This window comes from Prauserella muralis, from assembly GCF_003202285.1.
Classification (GTDB): domain Bacteria; phylum Actinomycetota; class Actinomycetes; order Mycobacteriales; family Pseudonocardiaceae; genus Prauserella_B; species Prauserella_B muralis.
On the sequence record NZ_MASW01000002.1, the window covers coordinates 1,167,949 to 1,186,621 of the forward strand.

Genomic DNA, 18,673 nt, shown 5'->3' on the forward strand with positions numbered 1-18,673 from the left:
CCGGCCCCGCGAGGTCACGGCTGGTCGTAGTGGCCGGCGGCGATGTCGTCCAGCAGGGTGGGACCGGTGGGGCGCCAGCCGAGCAGGTCTCGGGTGATCTCGCTGCTGGCGGGGATGTCGGCGGCCAGGAACCGGCCGACGAAGGGGATCTCGTCGGCGATCTGCTCCGCAGGCGCGGATTTCGCCGGCACACCGAGGCGATCGGCGAGTGCTTCGGTGATCTGCCGGATGGAGACCCCCTCTTCGGCGACGGCGTGCAGGATCGTGCCCGCGGGGGCATTCTCGAGTCCGAGACGGACCAGGCGTGCGGCGTCGGACTGGTGCACGGCGGGCCAGCGATTGCCTCCCTCGCCGGGGTAGACCGATGCTCCGCGTCGCCGGGCGGCTTGGGCGATGATGGAGATGAAGCCGTGGTCGCCTTCGCCGTGGACGATGGGGAAGCGGGCGGGAACGACGCGGACGCCCTGCTCGGCGTAGCTCAGGGCGAGGTTCTCGGCGCCGCCGCGTGGTGCGTCCGGGCCGACAGCCGGATTGAGATCCCGCTCTGTTGCCGGGCGTCCCAGTCCGGGCAGCGCGACGCCGGAGGCGAGCACGAAGGGCCGGCCGGAACCCGCGAGGGTGTCGCTGATGGTCTGGACCGCGGCCCGCTCGGCGTGGTTGGACACGTCGGGGCGGGTCCAGTCGTGCTTGTTCGCGAGGTGGATCACGCCGTCGGCCGCCGCCGCGGCCTGGCGGATCTCGTCGAGATCGTCGAGGTCGCCACGACGGACGGACGCCCCGAGATCGGTGACGACGGACGCTGATGCCTCGGAGCGCGCCAGGCCGGTCACCTCGTGCCCGGCGGCGAGGAGTTCGGCGACGACGGCGCGGCCGATGAAACCGGATGCTCCGGTGACGAAGACGTGCATGAGTGCTCTTCACTCCCTCGGTGATGTCAGAGGCTGACATCACCGAGGATAGCGCTGATGTCAGTCTCTGTCATCACCTGGTTCGGCCCGGCTACGATGCGGGCATGGCACGGTGGGCACCGGGGGCATCGGATCGGCTCCAGCGGGCGGCGATGGAGCTGTTCGCCGAGGACGGCTTCGAGGCGACGACCGTGGCCGCGATCGCCGAGCGGGCCGGGGTGACCGAGCGGACGTTCTTCCGCTACTTCACGGACAAGCGCGAGGTGCTGTTCGCGGGGGAGGAGGAGTTCGAGGGGGTCTTCGTGGACGCGATCGCCGCCGCGCCGGAGGGCACGTCCCTGAATGGCCTGCTCGTCGCGGCGCTCGATGCGGGAGGAAGGGTGTTGCAGGACCTGCGGGGTCGCGACTTCGCCCGGGCACGCAACGACATCATCACCGCGAACGAGCAGCTCCAGGAGCGCGAGCTGCTCAAGCTGGCGAAACTCTCCCGTGCTGTGACCGCCGCTCTTGTCGCCCGCGGAGCGGGGCAGGTGCCCGCGCGCCTGGCGGGCGATCTCGTCGTGTCCGTGTTCGGCGCGGCCTTCGCCAGGTGGGTCGCTCCCGGCGAGACCCGCGACCTGGTCGAGCTGCAACGTGACGGCCTCGCCGCGGTCAGCGAGCTGACTCCGGTCGAGGCTGGGTAGCGGTCACGGTGCGGACGAGAGCGGCGACGGCGGTGGAGCGCCGGCCGCGCGGGCCGGCGGGTCACGTCTCGGTGGCGAGGTGCCGGGCGGCGGTCATCACCGCCGCCCGGCGCTGCGCGGTGTCCGCGCGGCCGGTCCCGGTGGCCATGCGCGCGATGTGCGGCGCGGCGTGCCACCAGGCAGCGAGCGCCATGATCGAGAACAGCAGGACCCCGGGGGTGAGGTCGTCGCGCAGGACGCCGTTGGCCTGCGCCTCGGCGAACCGCTCGACCTTCGCCCGGTAGTACTCCGCGCGCGCGGCCTCGTCGACGACCTCGTCGGGCGTGGTCAGGCCCTCCCAGAGCAACAACCGGACGAGCTCCGGGTGGGCCGTGTGGTAGTCGAAGATCCGGCCCGCGTAGTCGCCGACGGGATCGTCGTGTGCCGGGTCGAACACGACGGAACCGGCGATGCGTTCGCTCTCGGCCGCCAGCACCCTGGTGAACAGGGCACGCTTGTTGCCGAAGTAGTTGTAGATGCGCTCCTTGTTGACGCCGGCGCGACCGGCGATCCGGTCGACGGTGGTGCCCGCGGGTCCGTGTTCGGCGAACTCCTCCAGCGCGGCGTCGAGGATCTTCTGCTTCGTCGCGGCGGTGTCCCAGGCCATGGGCTCAGCATAATTCCAACTTGCGCGTTGGAGTTCGGGCGTGGCAGGGTTGATACCAACGAATTCGTTGGAAATGATTCGCTCCCTGCCTGGAGGCACCTCTGTGACCACGTCATCCCTGACCGGTCCCGCCCGGACGACCGCGCCGCCGGGTGGCCGGATCGGGAGCCCCGCCGGCGTCGTCGGCGTTCTCGTCGCCGCCGCGTTGCTCGCCGTCTCGCACATCTACGTGACCATTCCGCTCGTCTCCGCCGTCGCGGACGGCTACGCCACGGCCGTGACGGCCGCCGCCTGGATCGGCAGCGGCTTCGGCTTCGCGTTCGCCGTGGGCAACCTGGTGTTCCCGACGATCTCGGACTACGTCGACCCTCGGCACGTCATGGCGGCAGGCCTCGGCGCCGTCGCCGTCGCCGGAGTCGTCGCTGGCCTGGCCCCGAACCTGCCGGTCCTGGTCGGCGCCAGAGTCGTCCAGGGGTTCGTCGCACCGGCGGTGCCGCCCGTGGCGCTGGCCTACCTGCCCCGCGTCCTGCCCGAGCGGTTCCGGGGGACCGCGCTGGCGGTGCTGTCGAGTTGCTTCCTGCTGTCCGGGATCCTGGGCCAGGCGTGGTCGCTGTCGATCGGCTCCGCCTTCGGCTGGCGCTGGGCGTTCTGGGGCCTGGTGCCGCTGCTGCTCGCCGTCGCGGCTCTGATCCCGATGCTGCCCGCGGCTCCACGGCCGACCGCGCCGGGATCGTTGCCCGCGGTGTTCGGCACTCTCGCGCGGATGGTGCGCCGTCCGCGAATGCTGGCCGCCTACACCGCGGCGTTCACCTTCCTGCTGGCGTTCGTCGGCATGTACGTCGCCCTGCAGGCTTCCGGCACCGAACTCGGCGCGGACGATCCGGTGACCAGTCTGCTGCTGCGCCTGCCCGGACTTCCGGGGATCGTGGTGGGCCTGTTCGGAGGCGTGTTCATCCGTCGCTGGGGTCCACACTGGACCGGTGCCGGCGCGTTCCTGACGGCCGCCGCCGGTCTCGGCATCGAGGCGGCAGGCGGCCCGCTGTGGGTCACCCTGGCCGGCAGCGCCGTGTTCGTCGCCGGGCTCGCCGTCGCCGTTCCCGCCGCGGTCACTCTCGTCGGCCTGGCGAGCGGTCCCGCGCGCGGTGCCGGCATGGCCGGGTACGCCTTCCTGGTCGGAGCCGGTGCGAGCCTCGGGCCGCTGCTGGCCGGAGCCCTTGCCGGGGGCGGGTTCGCCCTGACCTGCGGGGTGCTGGCCGCGATCCTGCTCGTCCCCGCCTTTGCGTTCGCCGTGTCCCGCCCGGCCCGGGCCTGAGCCCGGCGGAGAGCCCTACCGCTGTCCGGTGTGGTCGGCGGGCTTGGCGGTCAGTGACCAGCTGGCGAGCAGGCTCATGGCCCGCCGGGAGGGCGAGTCGGGCTCGGTGGTGTAGACGAACAGTGTGGTGTCGGGGTCGCCGGGCAGGGTGAGGGTCTCGTACTCGACGGTGAGGTCACCGACGATGGGGTGACGCAACCGCTTGGAGCCGTGGGTGCGCTGGTAGACGCGGTGTTCGTCCCACCAGGTGCTGAACTCCGGGCTGCGCTCGCGCAGCTCGGCGATCAGTTCGGCGGTGGCCCTGTCGTCGGGGTCGGCGCCGGATTCCAGGCGCAGGTTCTCGACGGCGGCGCGCGCGTGGGTCTCCCAGTCGAGGAAGAGGGACCGCGACTCGTCGTCGAGCAGCATCCATCGGGCGTAGTTGCGTTCGGTGGCCGGGAAGCGCTCGAAGTCGGTGAACAGCGCCTTGGCCATGCGGTTCTGGGCCAGCACGTCGGCGCGGCGGCCCAGGATGAGGGCCGGTTCGCCGTCGAGCGCGTCCAGCAGCTGGTAGAGCCCTGGCCGGACACGCTGCACGGGGCGGGCCCGCAGCGTGCCGGGGGAGGAACCCGAGCCGATCAGCGCGGCCAGGTGGGCGCGCCCGGCGGCGTCGAGGCCGAGGGCCCTGCCGATGGCGTCCACCACGGCCGGTGAGGGAATGATGCGCCTGCCCTGTTCGAGGCGGGCGTAGTAGTCGGTCGACACACCCGCGAGCAGCGCGACCTCCTCGCGGCGCAGCCCGGGCACCCGCCGGATGCGGCCATCGGCGGGCAGCCCGGCGCGGGCGGGGTCGCACTGGCTGCGTGCGCGGCGCAGGAAGTCGGCGAGCTCGGTGTTCTTGTCCGGCATGCGCTCATTGTGCGTGCCGCGTTGCCGGTTCGGCCACGCCTTACCTAGGACTGGCAGTCCTCGTCACGCGAGTGCGCGGTCTCGCAGGGCCGGAGATGACGTCCCGTGCCCGGGTTCGCGGAGCCAGGCTGGTCCTCGACGTCGCCGGCACGCGGCGGCGACCACGGATACGCGGCAAGGAAGCGAGATCATGATGAACTACCCGACACAGCGTCCCGCGACATGGCTGGTCACCGGCACCTCCCGGGGGCTGGGACTGGAACTGGTGACCCAGCTGCTGCGGCGCGGGGACAACGTCGCGGCGACCACCCGTTCGGCGCAGCGCCTGCTCGCCGCGCTCGGCGACCTCGACACGTCGCGGCTGCTGGCGCTCGAGCTGGACCTGGGCGACGAGCAGGCCGTCGCGGCAGCGGTGGAGCAGACCACCGACCGCTTCGGCTCACTGGACGTCGTGGTCAACAACGCGGGCTACGGCTTCCTGGCGGCCGTCGAGGAGACCACCGACCGCGACGTGCGGGCGATGTTCGACGTCCAGGTCTTCGGCGTCTGGAACGTGCTGCGCGCCGTGCTTCCGGTTCTGCGCAAGCAGAACGGCGGTCACGTCGTCAACGTCTCGTCGGTCCTGGGCATGACCGCGGTGCCGGGCTGGGGCCTCTACAGCGCCGGCAAGTTCGCTCTCGAGGGGCTCACGGAGGCGCTCGCCGGGGAGGTCGCCGACTTCGGTGTCGGTGTCACGCTCGTCGAGCCGGGTTACTTCCGCACGTCGTTCCTGACCCGGGATTCCCTCGCGCTGCCCGAGAGCACCGTCGACGCCTACCCGGCGTTGCGCGAGATGGTGGCCAACCACCTGGAGCTCCAGGGAAACCAGCCCGGGGACCCGGTGAGGGCCGTCGAGCAGATCATCGCCCGCGTCACCGCCGGCACCACCACGCCGCTGCGCCAGGTGCTGGGCTCGGACGCGCACGCCTACGCCACGGCGAAGGTGGCCGCGCTCCAGGACAACCTCGACCGGACGCGGGACAGCGCACCCGTCACCGACTACCCCGCCGCCTGACGGGCACGCACCGGGCCGGGTCACGTGCGGGAGGAAGCGAGGCCGCGCGGACCCGGCCGGTCAGGCGCTCGGTGCCAGGCGCAGCCGCAGGCAGTCCTCGGGCAGCCAGCGACCGGCGATCCTGCGCCGCAGTCCCGGCGCCGCGGCCAGGGTCTCGGCCTTGTCGGCGAACCCGGGTTCGGAGACGGTGAAGGTCCTTCCCTTCCACACCAGCGTGCCCTCGCCCGCGGCCTGGAGGTTGCGGACCCAGTCGGTGCCGCGGCCCCACGGCAGCGCGATGTACACGCTCTGCGGGGTGAAGCCGACGATGGCGATCGGTGTCGTGTAGGACCTGCCGGACTTGCGGCCGCGGTGCTCCACGAGCGCCCAGAGGGGCATGAACCGGCGGCCGGCGACCTTGCGCGCGGCCTTGTTGAACTGCTGTGCGGCCCGGGGGGCCTGGCGGTTGTCGGTGCTCATAGCCCGACTATGCCCGGATCCGCGCAGAAATTCCACATCCGTTGAAGAACTGCGGCGACTACCGAACCCGCTCGCCCTGCAGGCCGACGACGGCGATGCCGACACCGCGCGCGCGGAACGGCTCGAGCGCGGCCTCCTCGACGCTCTGATCCGTGACGAGGGTCCAGTGCCGGGGCATGGGTGCCCAGGCGTGAAAGGGCGCCCTGCCGATCTTGGCGGCATGCACGAGCAGGTACACCTGCTTGCCCTGCCGGGTCATGAGTTCCTTGAGCCGGGTCTGGCGGACGTCGGCCTCGCAGATGCCGCGGTCGGCGGTGACGCTGTCGGCTCCGAGGAAGACCCGGTCGAAGGTGCGGCGTTCCAGCGCCGCCTCGGTCGCCGGGCCGAGGAAGGCCTGACTCAACTGCCGCAGCGTGCCGCCGAGGCACTCGACCTCGACGCCGTCCGCCGAGGCGAGTTCGTTGAGGACGGTCATTCCCGGCGTGACCACGGTCAGGCCCTCGCGGTCCCGCAGCTCGTGCGCCACGGCGGCGGTGGTCGTGCCTGCGTCGAGGAGGATCGTCTCGCCGGGCCTCACCTGTGCGGCGGCCCAGTGGCCGATAGCACGCTTGGCCTCGTGCGCCTCGCCGAGCCGCTGCCGGAGGTCGGCCTCGGGGTGGGCGAGGATCGCCCGCGCACCGCCGTAGGTGCGGGCGAGCTGCCCGGACTGCTCGAGCTGAGCCAGGTCGCGGCGGATGGTCGACGCGGTGACCCCGAACCGCTGGGAGAGCTCGTCCACACTGGCCAGTCCGCTGGTCGAGGCGAGCTCCACAATGGCCTGACGTCGCGCGTGGTTGTCACGACGCACCGGGAACCTCCTCGAGACCGGGTCGGCGCGCACCCGGGACGGGCGCCAGCTCGGCCGCCTGCCGCAGGGCCTCGATCATGCTACCGGCCTCGGCCTTGCCCGTTCCGGCGATGTCGAACGCGGTTCCGTGGTCCACCGAGGTGCGGATGACGGGCAGCCCCACGGTGATGTTCACCCCCGCGTCGATGCCGAGGACCTTGACCGGGCCGTGGCCCTGGTCGTGGTACATCGCCACGATCAGGTCGTAGTCGCCGCGGCCCGCCAGGAAGAACGCCGTGTCGGCGGGCAGTGGGCCACGCGCGTCGATGCCGTCGGCGCGCAGCCGCTGCAGCGCGGGAACGATCTTCTCCTCTTCCTCGCCATAGCCGAAGAGGCCGTTCTCGCCCGCGTGCGGGTTGATGCCGAGGACGCCGATGACGGGCTCGGCCACCCCGGAGGCGACGACCGCGGCGTGGCCCCGCCGCACGGTGCGTTCGACCAGGCCGGGCTCGATCCGGCGCACGGCGTCGATGAGCCCGATGTGGGTGGTCACGTGAATGACCTTGAGCCGGGACGACGACAGCATCATCGACACCTCTTCGGTGCCGGTGAGGTGTGCGAGCAGTTCGGTGTGGCCGGGAAAGGCGTGCCCGCCGGCGTGCAGCGCCTCCTTGTTGAGCGGTGCCGTGCAGATCGCCTGGACGTCACCGCGCACCGCGAGCTCACACGCCACGCGAACGTAGTGGTAGGCGGCGTCGCCCGCGACCGCCGACACCGTGCCCCACGGCAGGTCGGGCGGCAGCAGCGCCAGATCGATCACGTCGACGACGCCGGGTGCGAAACGCGCCTCGCCGATCGAGGTCACCGGGTGGATCTCCGTGTCCAGGTGCAGGATCGACGCCGCGAGGCGCAACCGGGCCGCGTCGCCGATGACCACCGGCCGGCACCGGCGCGTGGTGGCGGCGTCGGCGAGGGCGCCGACCACCACCTCGGGTCCGACACCGGCTCCGTCCCCCATGGTGACGGCCACGATGGGCGCGTGCTCCCCGGCCGGACGCGTCGCGGGAGCGTGGAGACTGTTCATGACTGACCTTCCGTCGAGTGGTGCGCGGCTGTCGGGGCTGGGGTTCGTGGTGGCGGGGCGAGCGCCGCGCCGAGGTGGCGGGCGAGCAGGGTGAGGCTGTCGGGCCCTCCGTGGCTGCCGGGCCGGGTCACGATCTCGCGGCCGTCGCCGGTGCCGAGGTGCACGGCGCCGGGGTGCACCTGGCACCGCAGGCGCAGTGCGCCGGCTCCCAGCCGGGTGAGCACGGCGCGTGCCGTGGCACCACCGGTGAGCACCGCGCGGATGCGCGGATCCCGTTCGAGCACGGTGGCCGCCGCGCTCGCCAGGCTCGCGAGCACCTGCCCGGACCGGCTGGGCTCCATCGGGCAGGGCGCCACCCGCAGCACGGCGCACCCGTCGCGCAGCGCCGTTTCGACTCCGTGGGCGGCCTCCGCCGCGGCCCGGCGCTGTGCGGGATCCAGGGTCTCGACGCGGGCCCCGGCCCGCTCCAGCCGCGCGATCTGCGCGTGCGAGGAGGGTTCGGCGGTGCCCGCGACGACGAGCACGGGGCCGTCGGGGGTGTCCGGTCCGGAACAGCAGGCGGGGGACGGCCCGTCCGGGCCGGTGCGCTCACCGCGGAGCACGCGGCCCAGCGCGGCGGCGATGCCGCCCGCGCCCACCACGACCGGATGCCGGTGTCGCACCGCCGCGGCCGCGATCGCGTCGAGGTCCTCGTCGGTCTCGGCGTCGCACACCGCGACCATGCCGTCGCGGGCCAGCCGCGCGAGGCGGGTGCCGAGCGCGTGCGGGCCCGCGCGCACGACGCCCAGGCCGACCAGCGCGGCCGGGCGCTCCGCCGCGGCGGCGACGTCGGTGCGTGCCCCCTCCAGCGAACCGGGCAGCGGCCCCGTCGCCTCGGCGAGCCGCACCCTGCCCCCGACGGTGTGCCGCCCCTGCGCGGGCAGCGCGGGCGCGAGGACGACCGGCCGTCCGGGCGCGGGGGAGACGGCCGCGAGGGCGGCGGCGACGTTGCCGCGCAACAGCGAGTCGATCTTGAGCAGCAGGACGCCGGGGTGGCCGTCGCGCAGCGCGCGCCCGGCAGCCGCCTCGTAGCGGGCGCGTGCGGTGTCCCGCGGGAGGTGGCGGACGTCGAGATCGAGAGTGTCCCAGCGCCGGGCCGCGGGGGACGCCTCGTGTTGCGCGAAACGCGCACGGAAGCTGTCGACGGTGAGATGAACCCACGCCTCCGTGTGCCCGCTCAGCGCGGCGGCCAGCGCCTCGCTGGTACCGCTCAGGTCGTCCCCGACCACGATCAGGGCGCGTTCGCCTGCGGGCGTGGCGCCCAGCTGGGTAGTCGCGATCTCGGCTCACTCCCTCCGGGTCCTCCTGGCGCGTCACGCGTCGCGAGCCACGTGTCCCTCACCCTAGCTCCTATGCGCAAAACACGCGAGACGTCTTGCGCGATTCACGCATTGATGAGAGAGTGCGTGACCGTTGCCACACGGCCCGGACACCGAAGGGACCCCGATGAGCGCTACCAGTACGAGCACCGCCCCGTTGCCGGGCTTCCGGGTTCCGGGCGTCGACGTGCCGGTCTCGGGCCTGGTGCTCGGCACGATGACGTTCGGCGACACCGTGGACGCCGACGGCGCGCAGCGCATGCTCGACGTGGCACTGGATGCGGGCATCACCGCGGTCGACACCGCCAACGGCTACGCAGGCGGGCGGACCGAGGAGATCCTGCGCCCGCTGCTCGCGGGCAGGCGCGACCGCATCGTGCTCGCGAGCAAGGCGGGAATGCCGCACCCGGACGCGGGTGAGGCGTCGCCGCTGTCGGCCGCGGGGCTGCGCGCGGCGGTCGAGGGCAGCCTGCGCCGCCTCGGTGTCGACCACCTGGACCTGCTGTACCTGCATCAGCCCGACCGCGCGGCGACGCTGCACGAGACCTTGACCGAGGTGGCGGCGCTCGTCGCGGAGGGCAAGGTCGGCGCACTCGGCGTTTCCAACTACGCGGCCTGGCAGATCGTGCGGCTCGGCACGGTCGCCGACGAGGTCGGCGCTCCCCGGCCCGCCGTGGCGCAGCAGCTGCATAACCTGCTCGCGCGCAGGCTCGAGGAGGAGTACGCCGAGATGGCCCTGTCCAGCGGCCTGCGGACCATGGTCTACAACCCCCTGGGCGGAGGGCTGCTCGCCGGCGGGCACCGGTTCGACGAGCACCCGCGCGAAGGCCGCTTCGGCGACTCCCGGCTGGCCGAGATGTACCGGCGCCGGTACTGGAACGAGCAGCTCTTCGACGCCGTCGCCGAGCTGACACGGATCGCCGGACAGGCGGGGATGCCGCTCGTCGAGCTGGCGCTGAGGTGGCTGCTGTCCCGGCCGACCACCGACGCCGTCCTGCTGGGTGGCTCGCGCCCCGCCCACCTGGAGTCCAACATCGCGTGCCTGGCGCGCGGCCCGCTGGCGGCCGACGTGGTCGAGGCCTGCGACCAGGTCGGCGCCCGGTTGCGCGGACCCATGCCCGCCTACCACCGCTGACCGGCGACCCTTTTCCGGAGCTTCCCATGACTGCACTCGAGTTCGCCCGGCGTCTGCGCGGCAGGCAGCGGACCATCGGCTACTGGGTCGTGCTGGACGACCCGGTCGCCACGGAGCGGCTGGCCCGCCTCGGCTACGACTACGTCGCCATCGACGCCCAGCACGGCCTGCTCGGCTACGAGGGGGTCCGCAACGGCATCCTCGCCATCGACGCGGGAAACCAGGCCGCCGCGGTCGTCCGCGTCGAGCAGAACGACCCGTTCGCCATCGGCCGGGTTCTCGACGCGGGCGCCACCGGCGTGATCGTGCCGCTCGTCGACGACGTGGAGGGAGCCGAGCGAGCCGTCGCCGCCACGCGCTACCCACCCCGCGGCAGGCGCTCGTACGGGCCGATGAGGGCACAGTTGCGCGTCGGCCCGGCCCCCGCGGAGGCGGATGAGGCCGTGGTGTGCCTTGCGATGATCGAGACACCCGAAGGCCTGCGCAACGTCGAACGGATCTGCGCGGTCGACGGCCTCGACGGCGTCTACGTCGGGCCATCGGACCTGCGGCTGGCCGTCGGCGGCAGCACCTCGACCGACCCCGCCGTCGACGAGGTCTTCGAAGACGCCGTCCGCCACATCGCCGAGGTCGCCCGTGCCGGCGGTGTCGCGGCGGGCATCCACACGCCGGACGGTGCCACCGCGGCCCGGCGCCTGGCGCAGGGCTACACGTTCGCGACCGTCGCCTCCGATCTGGTCCACCTGCAACAGGCGGCCCTGAGCCACCTCGAGACGGCGCGGAGGAACGCATGAACAGCCTGCCGGGCACGCCGGCGGCGCCGTCCCACGACGTCCTGCCCGCGCCGACGGTGCAGTGTCACGCCGCGAACCTCGTGCTGCTGCCGGACGGCGCGCTCGGCTGCGCGTGGTTCGGCGGTACGCAGGAGGGCCTTTCCGACATCGCGATCTGGTTCTCCCGCCTCGCGCCGGACGGGTCCTGGACGCCGCCCGTGCAGGTCAGCGACGACCCGGCGCGTTCGGAGCAGAACCCGGTGCTCTTCGTCGCCGGACCGGGCGAGCTGCGCCTGTTCTACACCGCGCAGAGCGCAGGACGGCAGGACACGGCAGAGGTACGGCTGGCGGTCTCGCACGACGGCGGCCGGTCGTGGGAGCCGGGGCGGACGGACGTGCCCGCCAGGCCCGGGGTGGGCGTCTTCATCCGGCAGCCCCCGGTGGCGCTCGACGACGGCAGGCTGGTCCTGCCGGCGTTCTTCTGCCCCCGGCCGGACAGCGGCCGCTGGGTCGGCGACGACGACTACAGCGGCGTGCTCGTCTCGTCCGACGGCGGCTCGACGTGGACGGCACGGGACGTCCCCGCGAGCACGGGCTGCGTGCACATGAACGTGCTGCGGCTTCCCGGCGGCTCGTTCCTGGCCCTCTTCCGCCGCAGGCAGGCCGACGCCATCCACCGCAGCCACTCGCCCGACGGCGTCACCTGGAGCGCGCCGGTGCCCACCGAACTGCCCAACAACAACTCGTCGATCCAGGCGATCGTGGTCCACGACGGCCGCGTCGTCGTCGCCTACAACCACAGCAGCGCCGCGGACGCGGTCGAACGTCGGTCCTCGCTCTACGACGAGATCGAGGACCCCGGCCAGCCCGATCTGTCCGATGAGGACACGGCGGCGAGGCCGGGGCTCGCCTTCTGGGGCGCGCCGCGCGCGCCGCTCACGCTGGCCGTGTCGTCCGACGGCGGCCGCACCTGGCCGGTGCGCAGGAACGTCGAGGAGGGCGACGGCTACTGCCTCACCAACAACTCCCGCGAGGGACTCAACCGCGAACTGTCCTACCCCTCGCTGGTGCAGACCCCGGACGGCCTGCTGCACCTCGCCTACACCCGCTTCCGGCAGGCGATCGCGCACGTGCGCCTGCACCCCGCGTGGCTCGACGCCTAGCCCCGCTTCGCCTCGACCCACACCGTCCCCGCCCCTCACCGTCGAAAGTGACGCAACGATGCGCCAAGAAACCTCGGGACAGCACGTCTCCCGCACACCCGTTCCGCCGACCACGTTCCTGGGCTTCCTCAAGGGCATGGGCCCCGGCATCGTGGTCGTGCTCTCCTGGCTGGGCACCGGCGACTTCATCAGCTCGGCCGTGTCCGGCTCGACGTACGGCTACGCGCTGATCTGGACGCTGATCCTGGCCGTGGGATCGCGGTACTTCATCGTGTCGGCCATGTCGAAGTACCAGCTGTGCAACGCCGTGGGGGACGGAACCATCCTCGACGGCTACCGCAGGCTGTGGCGGGGCTTTCCCCTCTACCTCGGCATCACCACCACCATCCTCGGCTTCGTCTACGTCTCCTTCCTGCTCGTCGCGGCCGGCACGGCGCTGAACAACCTCGTCGGCGGGCTGGTGCCGCTCGGCGCCTGGGGCACGCCGGTCTGGGCGGCCGTCGCGGGCGGCGCGGCGACCTGGCTGGCGTTTCTCAAGCGCAAGCACTACCGCGGGCTGGAGATCCTGGCGCAGGTGACCATGGCTGCGCTCGTGGTGTGCTTCCTCATCGCGCTCATCGGTACCGGGATCGACGTGCCCGCGCTCGTCCGGGGCCTGGCGTTCGACCTTCCGCCGGGGGAGAGCGGGTACATCACGGCCGTCACCACGGCGGTGGCGCTCATCGGCGCGGTCGGCGGGTCGGCCGCGAACCTGCTGTATCCCTACCTCATGCACGAGAAGGGCTGGCGCGGCGTGGAGTTCCGCCGGCTCCAGAAGTACGACCTGCTCACCGGAACGCTGGTGATGTTCGGCCTGGTGCTCGCCGTGTGGGTGGTCGCCGCCGAGACGCTGCACGGAACGGGCGCGAGTGTGGACTCCGAGCAGGGTCTGGTGCTCATGATGGAGCGCGCCGTCGGCCCGGCGGGCCCGACACTGATGTGGCTGGCCATCTTCTTCGTCGTCTTCGACAACATCGTGACCCAGCCGCGCGTCTTCGTGCAGATGCTGGCGGAATCGGTGTACAAGTCGCGGCCCGCCCGGCTCGACCGGCTGCAGGCGGCGTCGCCGTCGACGGCTCCCGACCAGCTGCACCACACCGACATCCTGTTCAAGTCGGTGCTGCTGTTCATCATGGTCGTGCCCATCGTGTTCTCGTTCCCCTTCGCGCCGGACCTGATCGTGCTCACGTTGCTCGGCAACGGGCTCAGTGTCCTGACCGTCCCGGCCCTGATCGCCGGGCTGCTGGTCATCACGATGCGCAAGGACCTGATGCTGCCCGGCTACGCCAACCGGTGGTGGGAGAGCGTGGTGCTGGCCGCGATCGGCGCGGTCGGACTGTGGGCCACGTACGAGCTGGTGATCGCCGTGGTCCAGCTGGTGGCCCAGATCTGACCGGCGTGACCGGGGCGAGTCAGCCCGGCGGGTCCGGCCTGGTGGCGAGTGCGGCGAGGACCCGGCCGAAGAGGTCGGGCGGGACGGCGCCGGGGTCGAGGGCGTCCTCGACGGCGAATCCGTTGGACAGCGCCAGCACCACCATCGCGGCCTCGTCGGGACCGAACGGCAGTTCCAGCGCGTGGTGCCGCGCCACGCGGTCGATCGCGGAGGCCAGCGCCGCGCGCAGCCGCCTGCGCCGGTCCCGCAGGGCCGCGCGCAGCTCCGGGTCGCGGTCGGCGCGCACGGCGTAGGCGATGAGCAGCCGCTGCCAGGTGGGGTCGGTGCGCATGGCCGCGACGAGCCGGGCGCCGACGGCCAGCAGTCCTTCGCCCGCGTCGTGGCGGGCGTCGAGCGCGTCGACGCTCTCCTGCAGCCGGTCGGCGACGTACTCCTCCATGAGCGCGAGGACGAGCTCGTTCTTGCTGCGGAAGCTGGAGTACACCGCGCCCTTGGTGAGCCCGGCGGCCGCCGCGACCTCGTCCACCGACGCGGCGTCGATGCCCCGTTCGGCGAACACCCGCTGTGCGGCGGCCAGCACCTTGCTCCGCGTCTCGGGTCTCGTGGGCCGCCGTCGCGCCGGCGTCAACCGGTGACCCGGCACGTGTCGGGTGCCGGCCGCCCGGCGAAGCGGCCCGCGAGGTAGTCGACGGCCAGCGGTGCGCCCGTGACGGCTCCGAGGACGTGCTCGCCCGCGACGGCGGGCTGGAACCGCACGGTCGCACCACCGCGACACCACGCGCTGTGGAGCTGGACGCCCTGGTCGAACAGCACCAGCTCGTCGGTGGGCGAGTGGTAGATCATGGTGGGCGACGACGGAGCGGTGCCGCCGAGCCGCACGGCGTCGAGCACGTCCTGCCATCGCGGCAGGGCCATGGGATCGTCCACGGTGGTGTAGCTGCCGACGGTCCGCAAGGCGAAGCGCGTGCTGAACTCCTCGACGCACATGGTGGCGAGCGCGGCCATCGCGCGCCTGCCCTCGGCGGTGAGGATCTCCTCGAACGGGGCGTCGGGGTAGGCCGTGGCCAGTCCCAGTGCCGCCGCGATGACGAGACCGCTGAACGGGCCGCCGTCGTGGACCTCGGCCAGGGACTCCGGGTCGGTGGGCGGCGCCCCGACGGCCGCGCCCCTGATGTCGAGTTCGGGCGCGTAGGACGCCTCGAGCTGCGCGGCCCAGCCGGAGGCGAACCCGCCCTCGGAGTAGCCCCACAGTCCGACCGGCGACGACGGCGACAGGCCGCTGCCGGGCAGGTGCTGCGCGGCGCGCGCCGCGTCGAGCATCGCGTGCCCGAGCGAGGGACCCGCGACGTAGGTGTGCGGGCCGGGCGTGCCGAGCCCCTCGTAGTCGGTCACCGCGACCGCCCAGCCCCGCCGCAGGGCCTGGCCGATCAGGGGGAGTTCCTGCTCAGTGCCACGGGCGAGCTTGTACGACGGTGCGCATTCGGGGCCGAGGCCGTGGGTGCCGACGGCGTACGACACGAGCGGCCGCGTGCCGGTGCCGGGCCACGGGGTGTCGGGCACCAGCACCGTGCCGGAGACGGCGTTGGGCTCGCCCGTCGCCGACGTCGAGCGGTAGAGGACCTGCCAGGCCCGGACGGGCACCGGCAACCCGTAGGCCGTCACGCTCACCGGCCGCGAGCGCAGCACCGTCCCCGCCGGCACGTCGGGGATCGGGTCCGGTGGCGTGTAGAACGCGTCGTCCTGTGGCGGGACGGCCTGCGGCGCGGCGCCGGCCGCGCGTGGTGCGGCGGCGGCGGGTGGCGCCGCCACGGCCAGCGACGCGAGCGCGGCGACGAGCACGACCAACATCCTGCGCGGCTTCGACATCGGCAGCTCCTTCGATACCGGCCGGTATTGAATACCGGAGAGTATCGAGTGTGGCGGCCGTCACGTCAAGCGGCGCGGGTGTGGCCTGGAGTTGAGTAGTTTCCCGCTCGTCCGGCCACGGCGTGCCGATCATGCTGGGCGCATGATTCCGATCCTGTCGTGTGTCGTGGCCTGCGTGGCGATCGGTTTCGCGCTGGCACCGGTGGTCGCCCGGCCGTCCCCGGCCGTCGGCGGCGTGCTGGCCGGAACGGCAGTAGCCCTGGGTGGTGTCCTGGTCGTGGGCTACGGCACGGTGGTCCTGCTGGCCCTGTCGGTGATGGCGGGCCAGGACGAGACGGCGGCGCTCGTCGCCGGGACACTCGGCGCCGGTGCCGTGGTCGCGCTCGCCGTGGTCACCGGGCGGCGCGTCCGCCACCGCCTCGCCGGCCGCGACGCAGCCGGGGCCGCTCGTCGCTGACGAAGGGTGCGCCGCGCGCCTGCGCTCGGCCGCCCGGCACCGGTCCGATTTTTCTCGCGCTGGGTGTCGGACGGCGCCGGGCCCGTTCGTAGCCAGGGTGAGAGACCGGCACCGGGCCGGTCGTCACCACCGGAGGCCACGATGCCCAGCACCACCGATTCCGCGAACGCGACCAGCCGGTCCGTGGCGGACCCCGAGACCGTCAGCACCACCCGCACGATCGCCGCGCCCGTGGCGACGGTGTTCGCCGTGCTGGCGGATCCGACGACCCACGCCGCGATCGACGGCACCGGCTGGGTGCAGGAACCCGCCGACCAGGCACCGCTGACCGAGGCGGGACAGCTCTTCCGGATGGACATGCACCACTCCCGCCATCCGAACGGCGACTACCAGGTGGTCAACAAGGTCGCGGTGTTCGACGCGCCGCACACCATCGGCTGGCTGACGGGATACCAGAAGGACGACGGCGACCTGGAGTTCGGCGGCTGGATCTGGCGTTACGACCTGGTACCGCTCGGCCCGTCGGCGACCAGGGTCACGCTCAGCTACGACTGGTCGGCCGTGCCGCCGTCCGTGCGCGAGCGCGTCGGCCAGTTCCCGCCGTTCGGCCCTGAGCACCTGCCCAACTCGCTGCGCCACCTGGCCCAGCTGGCCGCACGCTGACCGCGCCGACCTGCGCGTAGCCGAGGAGGAGCATGATGGCCGCCACCTACACTTTCGATGTCTTTGCCAGCCTCGACGGCTTCGGTGCCCACCGCGGCGACTGGGGCGGTTACTGGGGCAAGCAGGGCCCGGAGCTGCTGGAGCACCGCCTCGCGGTGTACGCCACGGACCAGCGGATGGTCTTCGGGGCCAACACGTACCGCGCCCACGCGCGGATGCTGGCCTCGAGCACGGAGGAGTCCGAGGTGCGGGACGCCTGGGTGACCCGGATGAGGAACCTGCCGGCAACGGTCGTGTCGGCCACGCTGCGCGGGCCGCTCGACTGGCCGGACGCGACGGTCGTGAGCGGCGATGCCGTGGACATCGTCGCCCGGCTCAAGGAGGAGTCCGAGGTGCCGCTGCGCTCCCACGGAAGCCTGTCGCTGAACCGGGCACTGCTGGCCGCCGGTCTGGTCGACCTCGTGCAGGTGACCCTCTTCCCCGTGATCACCGGTCAGACCGGAACGGACCCGGTCTTCGGCGGCGCGCCCGACGTCGACCTGGAACTGATCGAGAGCCGGACGCTCGACGGCCACACCCAGGAGCTCGTCTACCGGCCCACCCTGCATCGCTGAGCCGGGCGCAGTCACGGTGACCGCCGGTGACGGGCGGGCGCCTCGCGGAACCGGAAGGGCCGTCACGCCAACGGCTTCCGCATGACCGTGCAGAGCGTCTCGTAGCGTTCGACGGTCCCGTCCGGTCCCGCCACGTCCCACGCCTCCGGCCTGCGCTCGTAGCCGACGTAGCCGAGCCGCTCGTACAGGGCGCGGGCGCGAGGGTTGCTCTCCTCGACGCTCAGCTCGGCCCGGCGCAGCCCCCTGCCGAGGATGCGCTGCTCGGCCGCATGGATCAGCAGCGTGCCGATGCCGCACGACTGCAGCACCGGATGCACCGCCAGCTGCCACAGCGTCCCCGCGCCGGGGTTCGCCTCGTAGTCGATCCCGACGATGCCCACGGGAAGGTCCGAAGGCGGGCAGACGGCCAGGTAGTCCACGGCTTCCGTCCGCGCGCGCTCGACCTCGCGGGCGACCTGCCGCAGATGCAGCTCCGAACCGGCCCACGAGCACCACCGCAGATCCTCCCGCGTCAGATCTCGCACCGACACGTCCACGACGATCTCCGCCACCGGCAGCACCTCCCTCTGCCAGGAAGGATGTCCCGTCATCGGGCACACCGGCAACGGAGTTCGCCGCGAGCCCGCGGTCAGCAGCCGGGGACCGGCCGGAGCCGGTAGCCCTCGGTGCGCAGCTCGGGCAGCGCGATGCGCAGCGCGGCAACGGTTTCCGAGCGGTCCCCGCCGCCGTCGTGCAGGAGGACGACGGCCCCCGGGTAGGCGTCGCGCACGAGACGGTCGGCGGTCGCACGGGCACCCGGCCGGCGCCAGTCCGACGAGTCGACGTTCCACAGGACCGGCCGCAGGTCGCGCGCGCGGAGCGCCTGCCGGACCGGGTCGTCGATGGCGCCGTACGGCGGTCGCAGGCACCGGCTGTCCGAACCCACGTCGCGCACCGCCGCCACCGACCGGTCCAGCTCCCCGGCGAGCGCGGTGGGCCCGAGGCCGGTCAGGTTCGGATGGCTCCAGGTGTGTGCGGCAACGGCATGGCCCTCGGCGAGTGCGCGCCGCGCCGGACCGGGGCGGGCGGCGAGGTTCTTCCCGACGGCGAAGAAGGTCGCCTTCGCGTCGTGGGCCCGCAGCACGTCCAGGATCGCGGCGGTCGCCCCGCCCGGCCCGTCGTCGAAGGTCAGGTACAGCTCCTTGCCCCGCTCCGGTGGCGCCGCGACGGCCGTGCACGCCGCGACGGCCGCCGTGAGGGCGAGCACGGCGGCGGCGAACGGGCGGGTGACGCCGCGGGTTCTGGTGAGCTTCGGTCGCATGCCACCGACACTCGGTGCGCGATGTGGTGGCGTCGTCGCCGCGATGTCCTGA

21 protein-coding genes are annotated in these 18,673 nt (G+C 73.0%); 10 read left to right on the plus strand and 11 right to left on the minus strand.

What is annotated here, in order from left to right; all coding sequences use genetic code 11:
• Window positions 1–14: 14 nt before the first annotated feature.
• Window positions 15–908: an SDR family oxidoreductase gene (locus BAY60_RS16705; protein WP_112281836.1), complete on the minus strand. Its 894-nt coding sequence runs from the start codon at window positions 906–908 to the stop codon at window positions 15–17.
• Between the two features lie 104 nt (window positions 909–1,012).
• Here BAY60_RS16705 and BAY60_RS16710 point away from each other — a divergent pair, with 104 nt between their 5' ends.
• Entirely contained in the window at window positions 1,013–1,591 is a 579-nt protein-coding gene (locus BAY60_RS16710; RefSeq protein WP_112281837.1) for a TetR family transcriptional regulator, read from the plus strand.
• A 61-nt stretch (window positions 1,592–1,652) separates the two neighbouring features.
• Here the strand turns inward: BAY60_RS16710 and BAY60_RS16715 are convergent, their stop codons facing one another.
• On the minus strand, window positions 1,653–2,237 hold the full coding sequence (locus BAY60_RS16715) for a TetR/AcrR family transcriptional regulator (RefSeq protein ID WP_112281838.1): 585 nt from the start codon (window positions 2,235–2,237) through the stop codon (window positions 1,653–1,655).
• A gap of 103 nt (window positions 2,238–2,340) precedes the next feature.
• Here BAY60_RS16715 and BAY60_RS16720 point away from each other — a divergent pair, with 103 nt between their 5' ends.
• Window positions 2,341–3,549 (plus strand): MFS transporter, encoded by a 1,209-nt coding sequence (locus tag BAY60_RS16720; protein WP_170160431.1) that lies wholly within the window; start codon window positions 2,341–2,343, stop codon window positions 3,547–3,549.
• A 15-nt stretch (window positions 3,550–3,564) separates the two neighbouring features.
• Here the strand turns inward: BAY60_RS16720 and BAY60_RS16725 are convergent, their stop codons facing one another.
• A complete protein-coding gene (locus BAY60_RS16725) occupies window positions 3,565–4,437 on the minus strand; it encodes a helix-turn-helix transcriptional regulator (RefSeq protein ID WP_112281840.1) in 873 nt (290 codons plus the stop codon).
• A gap of 193 nt (window positions 4,438–4,630) precedes the next feature.
• On the opposite strand from BAY60_RS16725, the gene BAY60_RS16730 reads away from it, so the two are divergent.
• Window positions 4,631–5,491, plus strand: coding sequence for an SDR family oxidoreductase (locus tag BAY60_RS16730; protein WP_112282428.1), 861 nt, complete (start codon window positions 4,631–4,633; stop codon window positions 5,489–5,491).
• Window positions 5,492–5,551: 60 nt separating this feature from the next.
• Here the strand turns inward: BAY60_RS16730 and BAY60_RS16735 are convergent, their stop codons facing one another.
• Genes BAY60_RS16735 through BAY60_RS16750 form a run of 4 tightly spaced genes read right to left on the minus strand, consistent with a single transcriptional unit; the run spans window position 5,552 to window position 9,128 of the window.
• Window positions 5,552–5,950, minus strand: coding sequence for a nitroreductase family deazaflavin-dependent oxidoreductase (locus tag BAY60_RS16735; protein ID WP_112281841.1), 399 nt, complete (start codon window positions 5,948–5,950; stop codon window positions 5,552–5,554).
• A gap of 58 nt (window positions 5,951–6,008) precedes the next feature.
• Window positions 6,009–6,797, minus strand: coding sequence for a DeoR/GlpR family DNA-binding transcription regulator (locus tag BAY60_RS16740; protein ID WP_112281842.1), 789 nt, complete (start codon window positions 6,795–6,797; stop codon window positions 6,009–6,011).
• Window positions 6,787–7,860 (minus strand): 4-hydroxythreonine-4-phosphate dehydrogenase PdxA, encoded by a 1,074-nt coding sequence (pdxA, locus tag BAY60_RS16745; protein ID WP_112281843.1) that lies wholly within the window; start codon window positions 7,858–7,860, stop codon window positions 6,787–6,789. The genes BAY60_RS16740 and pdxA overlap by 11 nt, the downstream gene beginning before the upstream one ends.
• Window positions 7,857–9,128: a four-carbon acid sugar kinase family protein gene (locus BAY60_RS16750; protein WP_112281844.1), complete on the minus strand. Its 1,272-nt coding sequence runs from the start codon at window positions 9,126–9,128 to the stop codon at window positions 7,857–7,859. The genes pdxA and BAY60_RS16750 overlap by 4 nt, the downstream gene beginning before the upstream one ends.
• 217 nt (window positions 9,129–9,345) lie before the next feature.
• Between BAY60_RS16750 and BAY60_RS16755 the strand changes: the two genes are divergently transcribed.
• Genes BAY60_RS16755 through BAY60_RS16770 form a run of 4 tightly spaced genes read left to right on the plus strand, consistent with a single transcriptional unit; the run spans window position 9,346 to window position 13,721 of the window.
• Window positions 9,346–10,353, plus strand: coding sequence for an aldo/keto reductase (locus BAY60_RS16755; protein WP_245992544.1), 1,008 nt, complete (start codon window positions 9,346–9,348; stop codon window positions 10,351–10,353).
• Between the two features lie 26 nt (window positions 10,354–10,379).
• Entirely contained in the window at window positions 10,380–11,147 is a 768-nt protein-coding gene (locus tag BAY60_RS16760) for an HpcH/HpaI aldolase family protein (RefSeq protein ID WP_112281846.1), read from the plus strand.
• Window positions 11,144–12,289 (plus strand): sialidase family protein, encoded by a 1,146-nt coding sequence (locus tag BAY60_RS16765; protein WP_112281847.1) that lies wholly within the window; start codon window positions 11,144–11,146, stop codon window positions 12,287–12,289. Before BAY60_RS16760 ends, BAY60_RS16765 begins: the two co-directional genes overlap by 4 nt.
• Before the next feature lie 58 nt (window positions 12,290–12,347).
• Window positions 12,348–13,721 (plus strand): Nramp family divalent metal transporter, encoded by a 1,374-nt coding sequence (locus tag BAY60_RS16770; protein WP_112281848.1) that lies wholly within the window; start codon window positions 12,348–12,350, stop codon window positions 13,719–13,721.
• A 19-nt stretch (window positions 13,722–13,740) separates the two neighbouring features.
• On the opposite strand, the gene BAY60_RS16775 is transcribed toward BAY60_RS16770, so the two are convergent.
• Both BAY60_RS16775 and BAY60_RS16780 read right to left on the minus strand, forming a co-directional pair.
• Window positions 13,741–14,301: a TetR/AcrR family transcriptional regulator gene (locus tag BAY60_RS16775; RefSeq protein ID WP_245992546.1), complete on the minus strand. Its 561-nt coding sequence runs from the start codon at window positions 14,299–14,301 to the stop codon at window positions 13,741–13,743.
• 44 nt (window positions 14,302–14,345) lie between these two features.
• Window positions 14,346–15,587, minus strand: coding sequence for a lipase family protein (locus tag BAY60_RS16780; RefSeq protein WP_245992548.1), 1,242 nt, complete (start codon window positions 15,585–15,587; stop codon window positions 14,346–14,348).
• A gap of 142 nt (window positions 15,588–15,729) precedes the next feature.
• Here BAY60_RS16780 and BAY60_RS16785 point away from each other — a divergent pair, with 142 nt between their 5' ends.
• From BAY60_RS16785 to BAY60_RS16795, 3 genes are all read left to right on the plus strand, one after another.
• Window positions 15,730–16,044, plus strand: coding sequence for a hypothetical protein (locus tag BAY60_RS16785; RefSeq protein ID WP_112281850.1), 315 nt, complete (start codon window positions 15,730–15,732; stop codon window positions 16,042–16,044).
• Window positions 16,045–16,185: 141 nt separating this feature from the next.
• Complete coding sequence (locus tag BAY60_RS16790) at window positions 16,186–16,707, plus strand: SRPBCC family protein (RefSeq protein ID WP_112281851.1); 522 nt, start codon at window positions 16,186–16,188, stop codon at window positions 16,705–16,707.
• Window positions 16,708–16,742: 35 nt separating this feature from the next.
• The gene (locus BAY60_RS16795) at window positions 16,743–17,321 is read left to right on the plus strand and encodes a dihydrofolate reductase family protein (RefSeq protein ID WP_112282430.1); all 579 of its coding nucleotides are present in this window, start codon (window positions 16,743–16,745) and stop codon (window positions 17,319–17,321) included.
• Between the two features lie 62 nt (window positions 17,322–17,383).
• Here the strand turns inward: BAY60_RS16795 and BAY60_RS16800 are convergent, their stop codons facing one another.
• Together BAY60_RS16800 and BAY60_RS16805 are read right to left on the minus strand one after the other, a co-directional pair.
• Window positions 17,384–17,911 (minus strand): GNAT family N-acetyltransferase, encoded by a 528-nt coding sequence (locus BAY60_RS16800; protein ID WP_211330346.1) that lies wholly within the window; start codon window positions 17,909–17,911, stop codon window positions 17,384–17,386.
• A 38-nt stretch (window positions 17,912–17,949) separates the two neighbouring features.
• Complete coding sequence (locus tag BAY60_RS16805) at window positions 17,950–18,621, minus strand: polysaccharide deacetylase family protein (protein WP_112281852.1); 672 nt, start codon at window positions 18,619–18,621, stop codon at window positions 17,950–17,952.
• Between the last annotated feature and the right edge of the window lie 52 nt (window positions 18,622–18,673).

What these genes read in the sequence shown, in the direction of transcription:
- BAY60_RS16770 (WP_112281848.1), top strand. Translation starts at nt 12,348, where the DNA reads ATGCGCCAAGAAACCTCGGGACAGCACGTCTCCCGCACACCCGTTCCG.
- pdxA (WP_112281843.1), bottom strand. Translation starts at nt 7,860, where the DNA reads ATGAACAGTCTCCACGCTCCCGCGACGCGTCCGGCCGGGGAGCACGCG.
- BAY60_RS16795 (WP_112282430.1), top strand. Translation starts at nt 16,743, where the DNA reads ATGGCCGCCACCTACACTTTCGATGTCTTTGCCAGCCTCGACGGCTTC.
- BAY60_RS16715 (WP_112281838.1), bottom strand. Translation starts at nt 2,237, where the DNA reads ATGGCCTGGGACACCGCCGCGACGAAGCAGAAGATCCTCGACGCCGCG.
- BAY60_RS16805 (WP_112281852.1), bottom strand. Translation starts at nt 18,621, where the DNA reads ATGCGACCGAAGCTCACCAGAACCCGCGGCGTCACCCGCCCGTTCGCC.
- BAY60_RS16760 (WP_112281846.1), top strand. Translation starts at nt 10,380, where the DNA reads ATGACTGCACTCGAGTTCGCCCGGCGTCTGCGCGGCAGGCAGCGGACC.
- BAY60_RS16735 (WP_112281841.1), bottom strand. Translation starts at nt 5,950, where the DNA reads ATGAGCACCGACAACCGCCAGGCCCCCCGGGCCGCACAGCAGTTCAAC.
- BAY60_RS16780 (WP_245992548.1), bottom strand. Translation starts at nt 15,587, where the DNA reads ATGTCGAAGCCGCGCAGGATGTTGGTCGTGCTCGTCGCCGCGCTCGCG.
- BAY60_RS16725 (WP_112281840.1), bottom strand. Translation starts at nt 4,437, where the DNA reads ATGCCGGACAAGAACACCGAGCTCGCCGACTTCCTGCGCCGCGCACGC.
- BAY60_RS16730 (WP_112282428.1), top strand. Translation starts at nt 4,631, where the DNA reads ATGAACTACCCGACACAGCGTCCCGCGACATGGCTGGTCACCGGCACC.
- BAY60_RS16785 (WP_112281850.1), top strand. Translation starts at nt 15,730, where the DNA reads ATGATTCCGATCCTGTCGTGTGTCGTGGCCTGCGTGGCGATCGGTTTC.
- BAY60_RS16765 (WP_112281847.1), top strand. Translation starts at nt 11,144, where the DNA reads ATGAACAGCCTGCCGGGCACGCCGGCGGCGCCGTCCCACGACGTCCTG.
- BAY60_RS16705 (WP_112281836.1), bottom strand. Translation starts at nt 908, where the DNA reads ATGCACGTCTTCGTCACCGGAGCATCCGGTTTCATCGGCCGCGCCGTC.
- BAY60_RS16755 (WP_245992544.1), top strand. Translation starts at nt 9,346, where the DNA reads ATGAGCGCTACCAGTACGAGCACCGCCCCGTTGCCGGGCTTCCGGGTT.
- BAY60_RS16710 (WP_112281837.1), top strand. Translation starts at nt 1,013, where the DNA reads ATGGCACGGTGGGCACCGGGGGCATCGGATCGGCTCCAGCGGGCGGCG.
- BAY60_RS16800 (WP_211330346.1), bottom strand. Translation starts at nt 17,911, where the DNA reads ATGACGGGACATCCTTCCTGGCAGAGGGAGGTGCTGCCGGTGGCGGAG.
- BAY60_RS16790 (WP_112281851.1), top strand. Translation starts at nt 16,186, where the DNA reads ATGCCCAGCACCACCGATTCCGCGAACGCGACCAGCCGGTCCGTGGCG.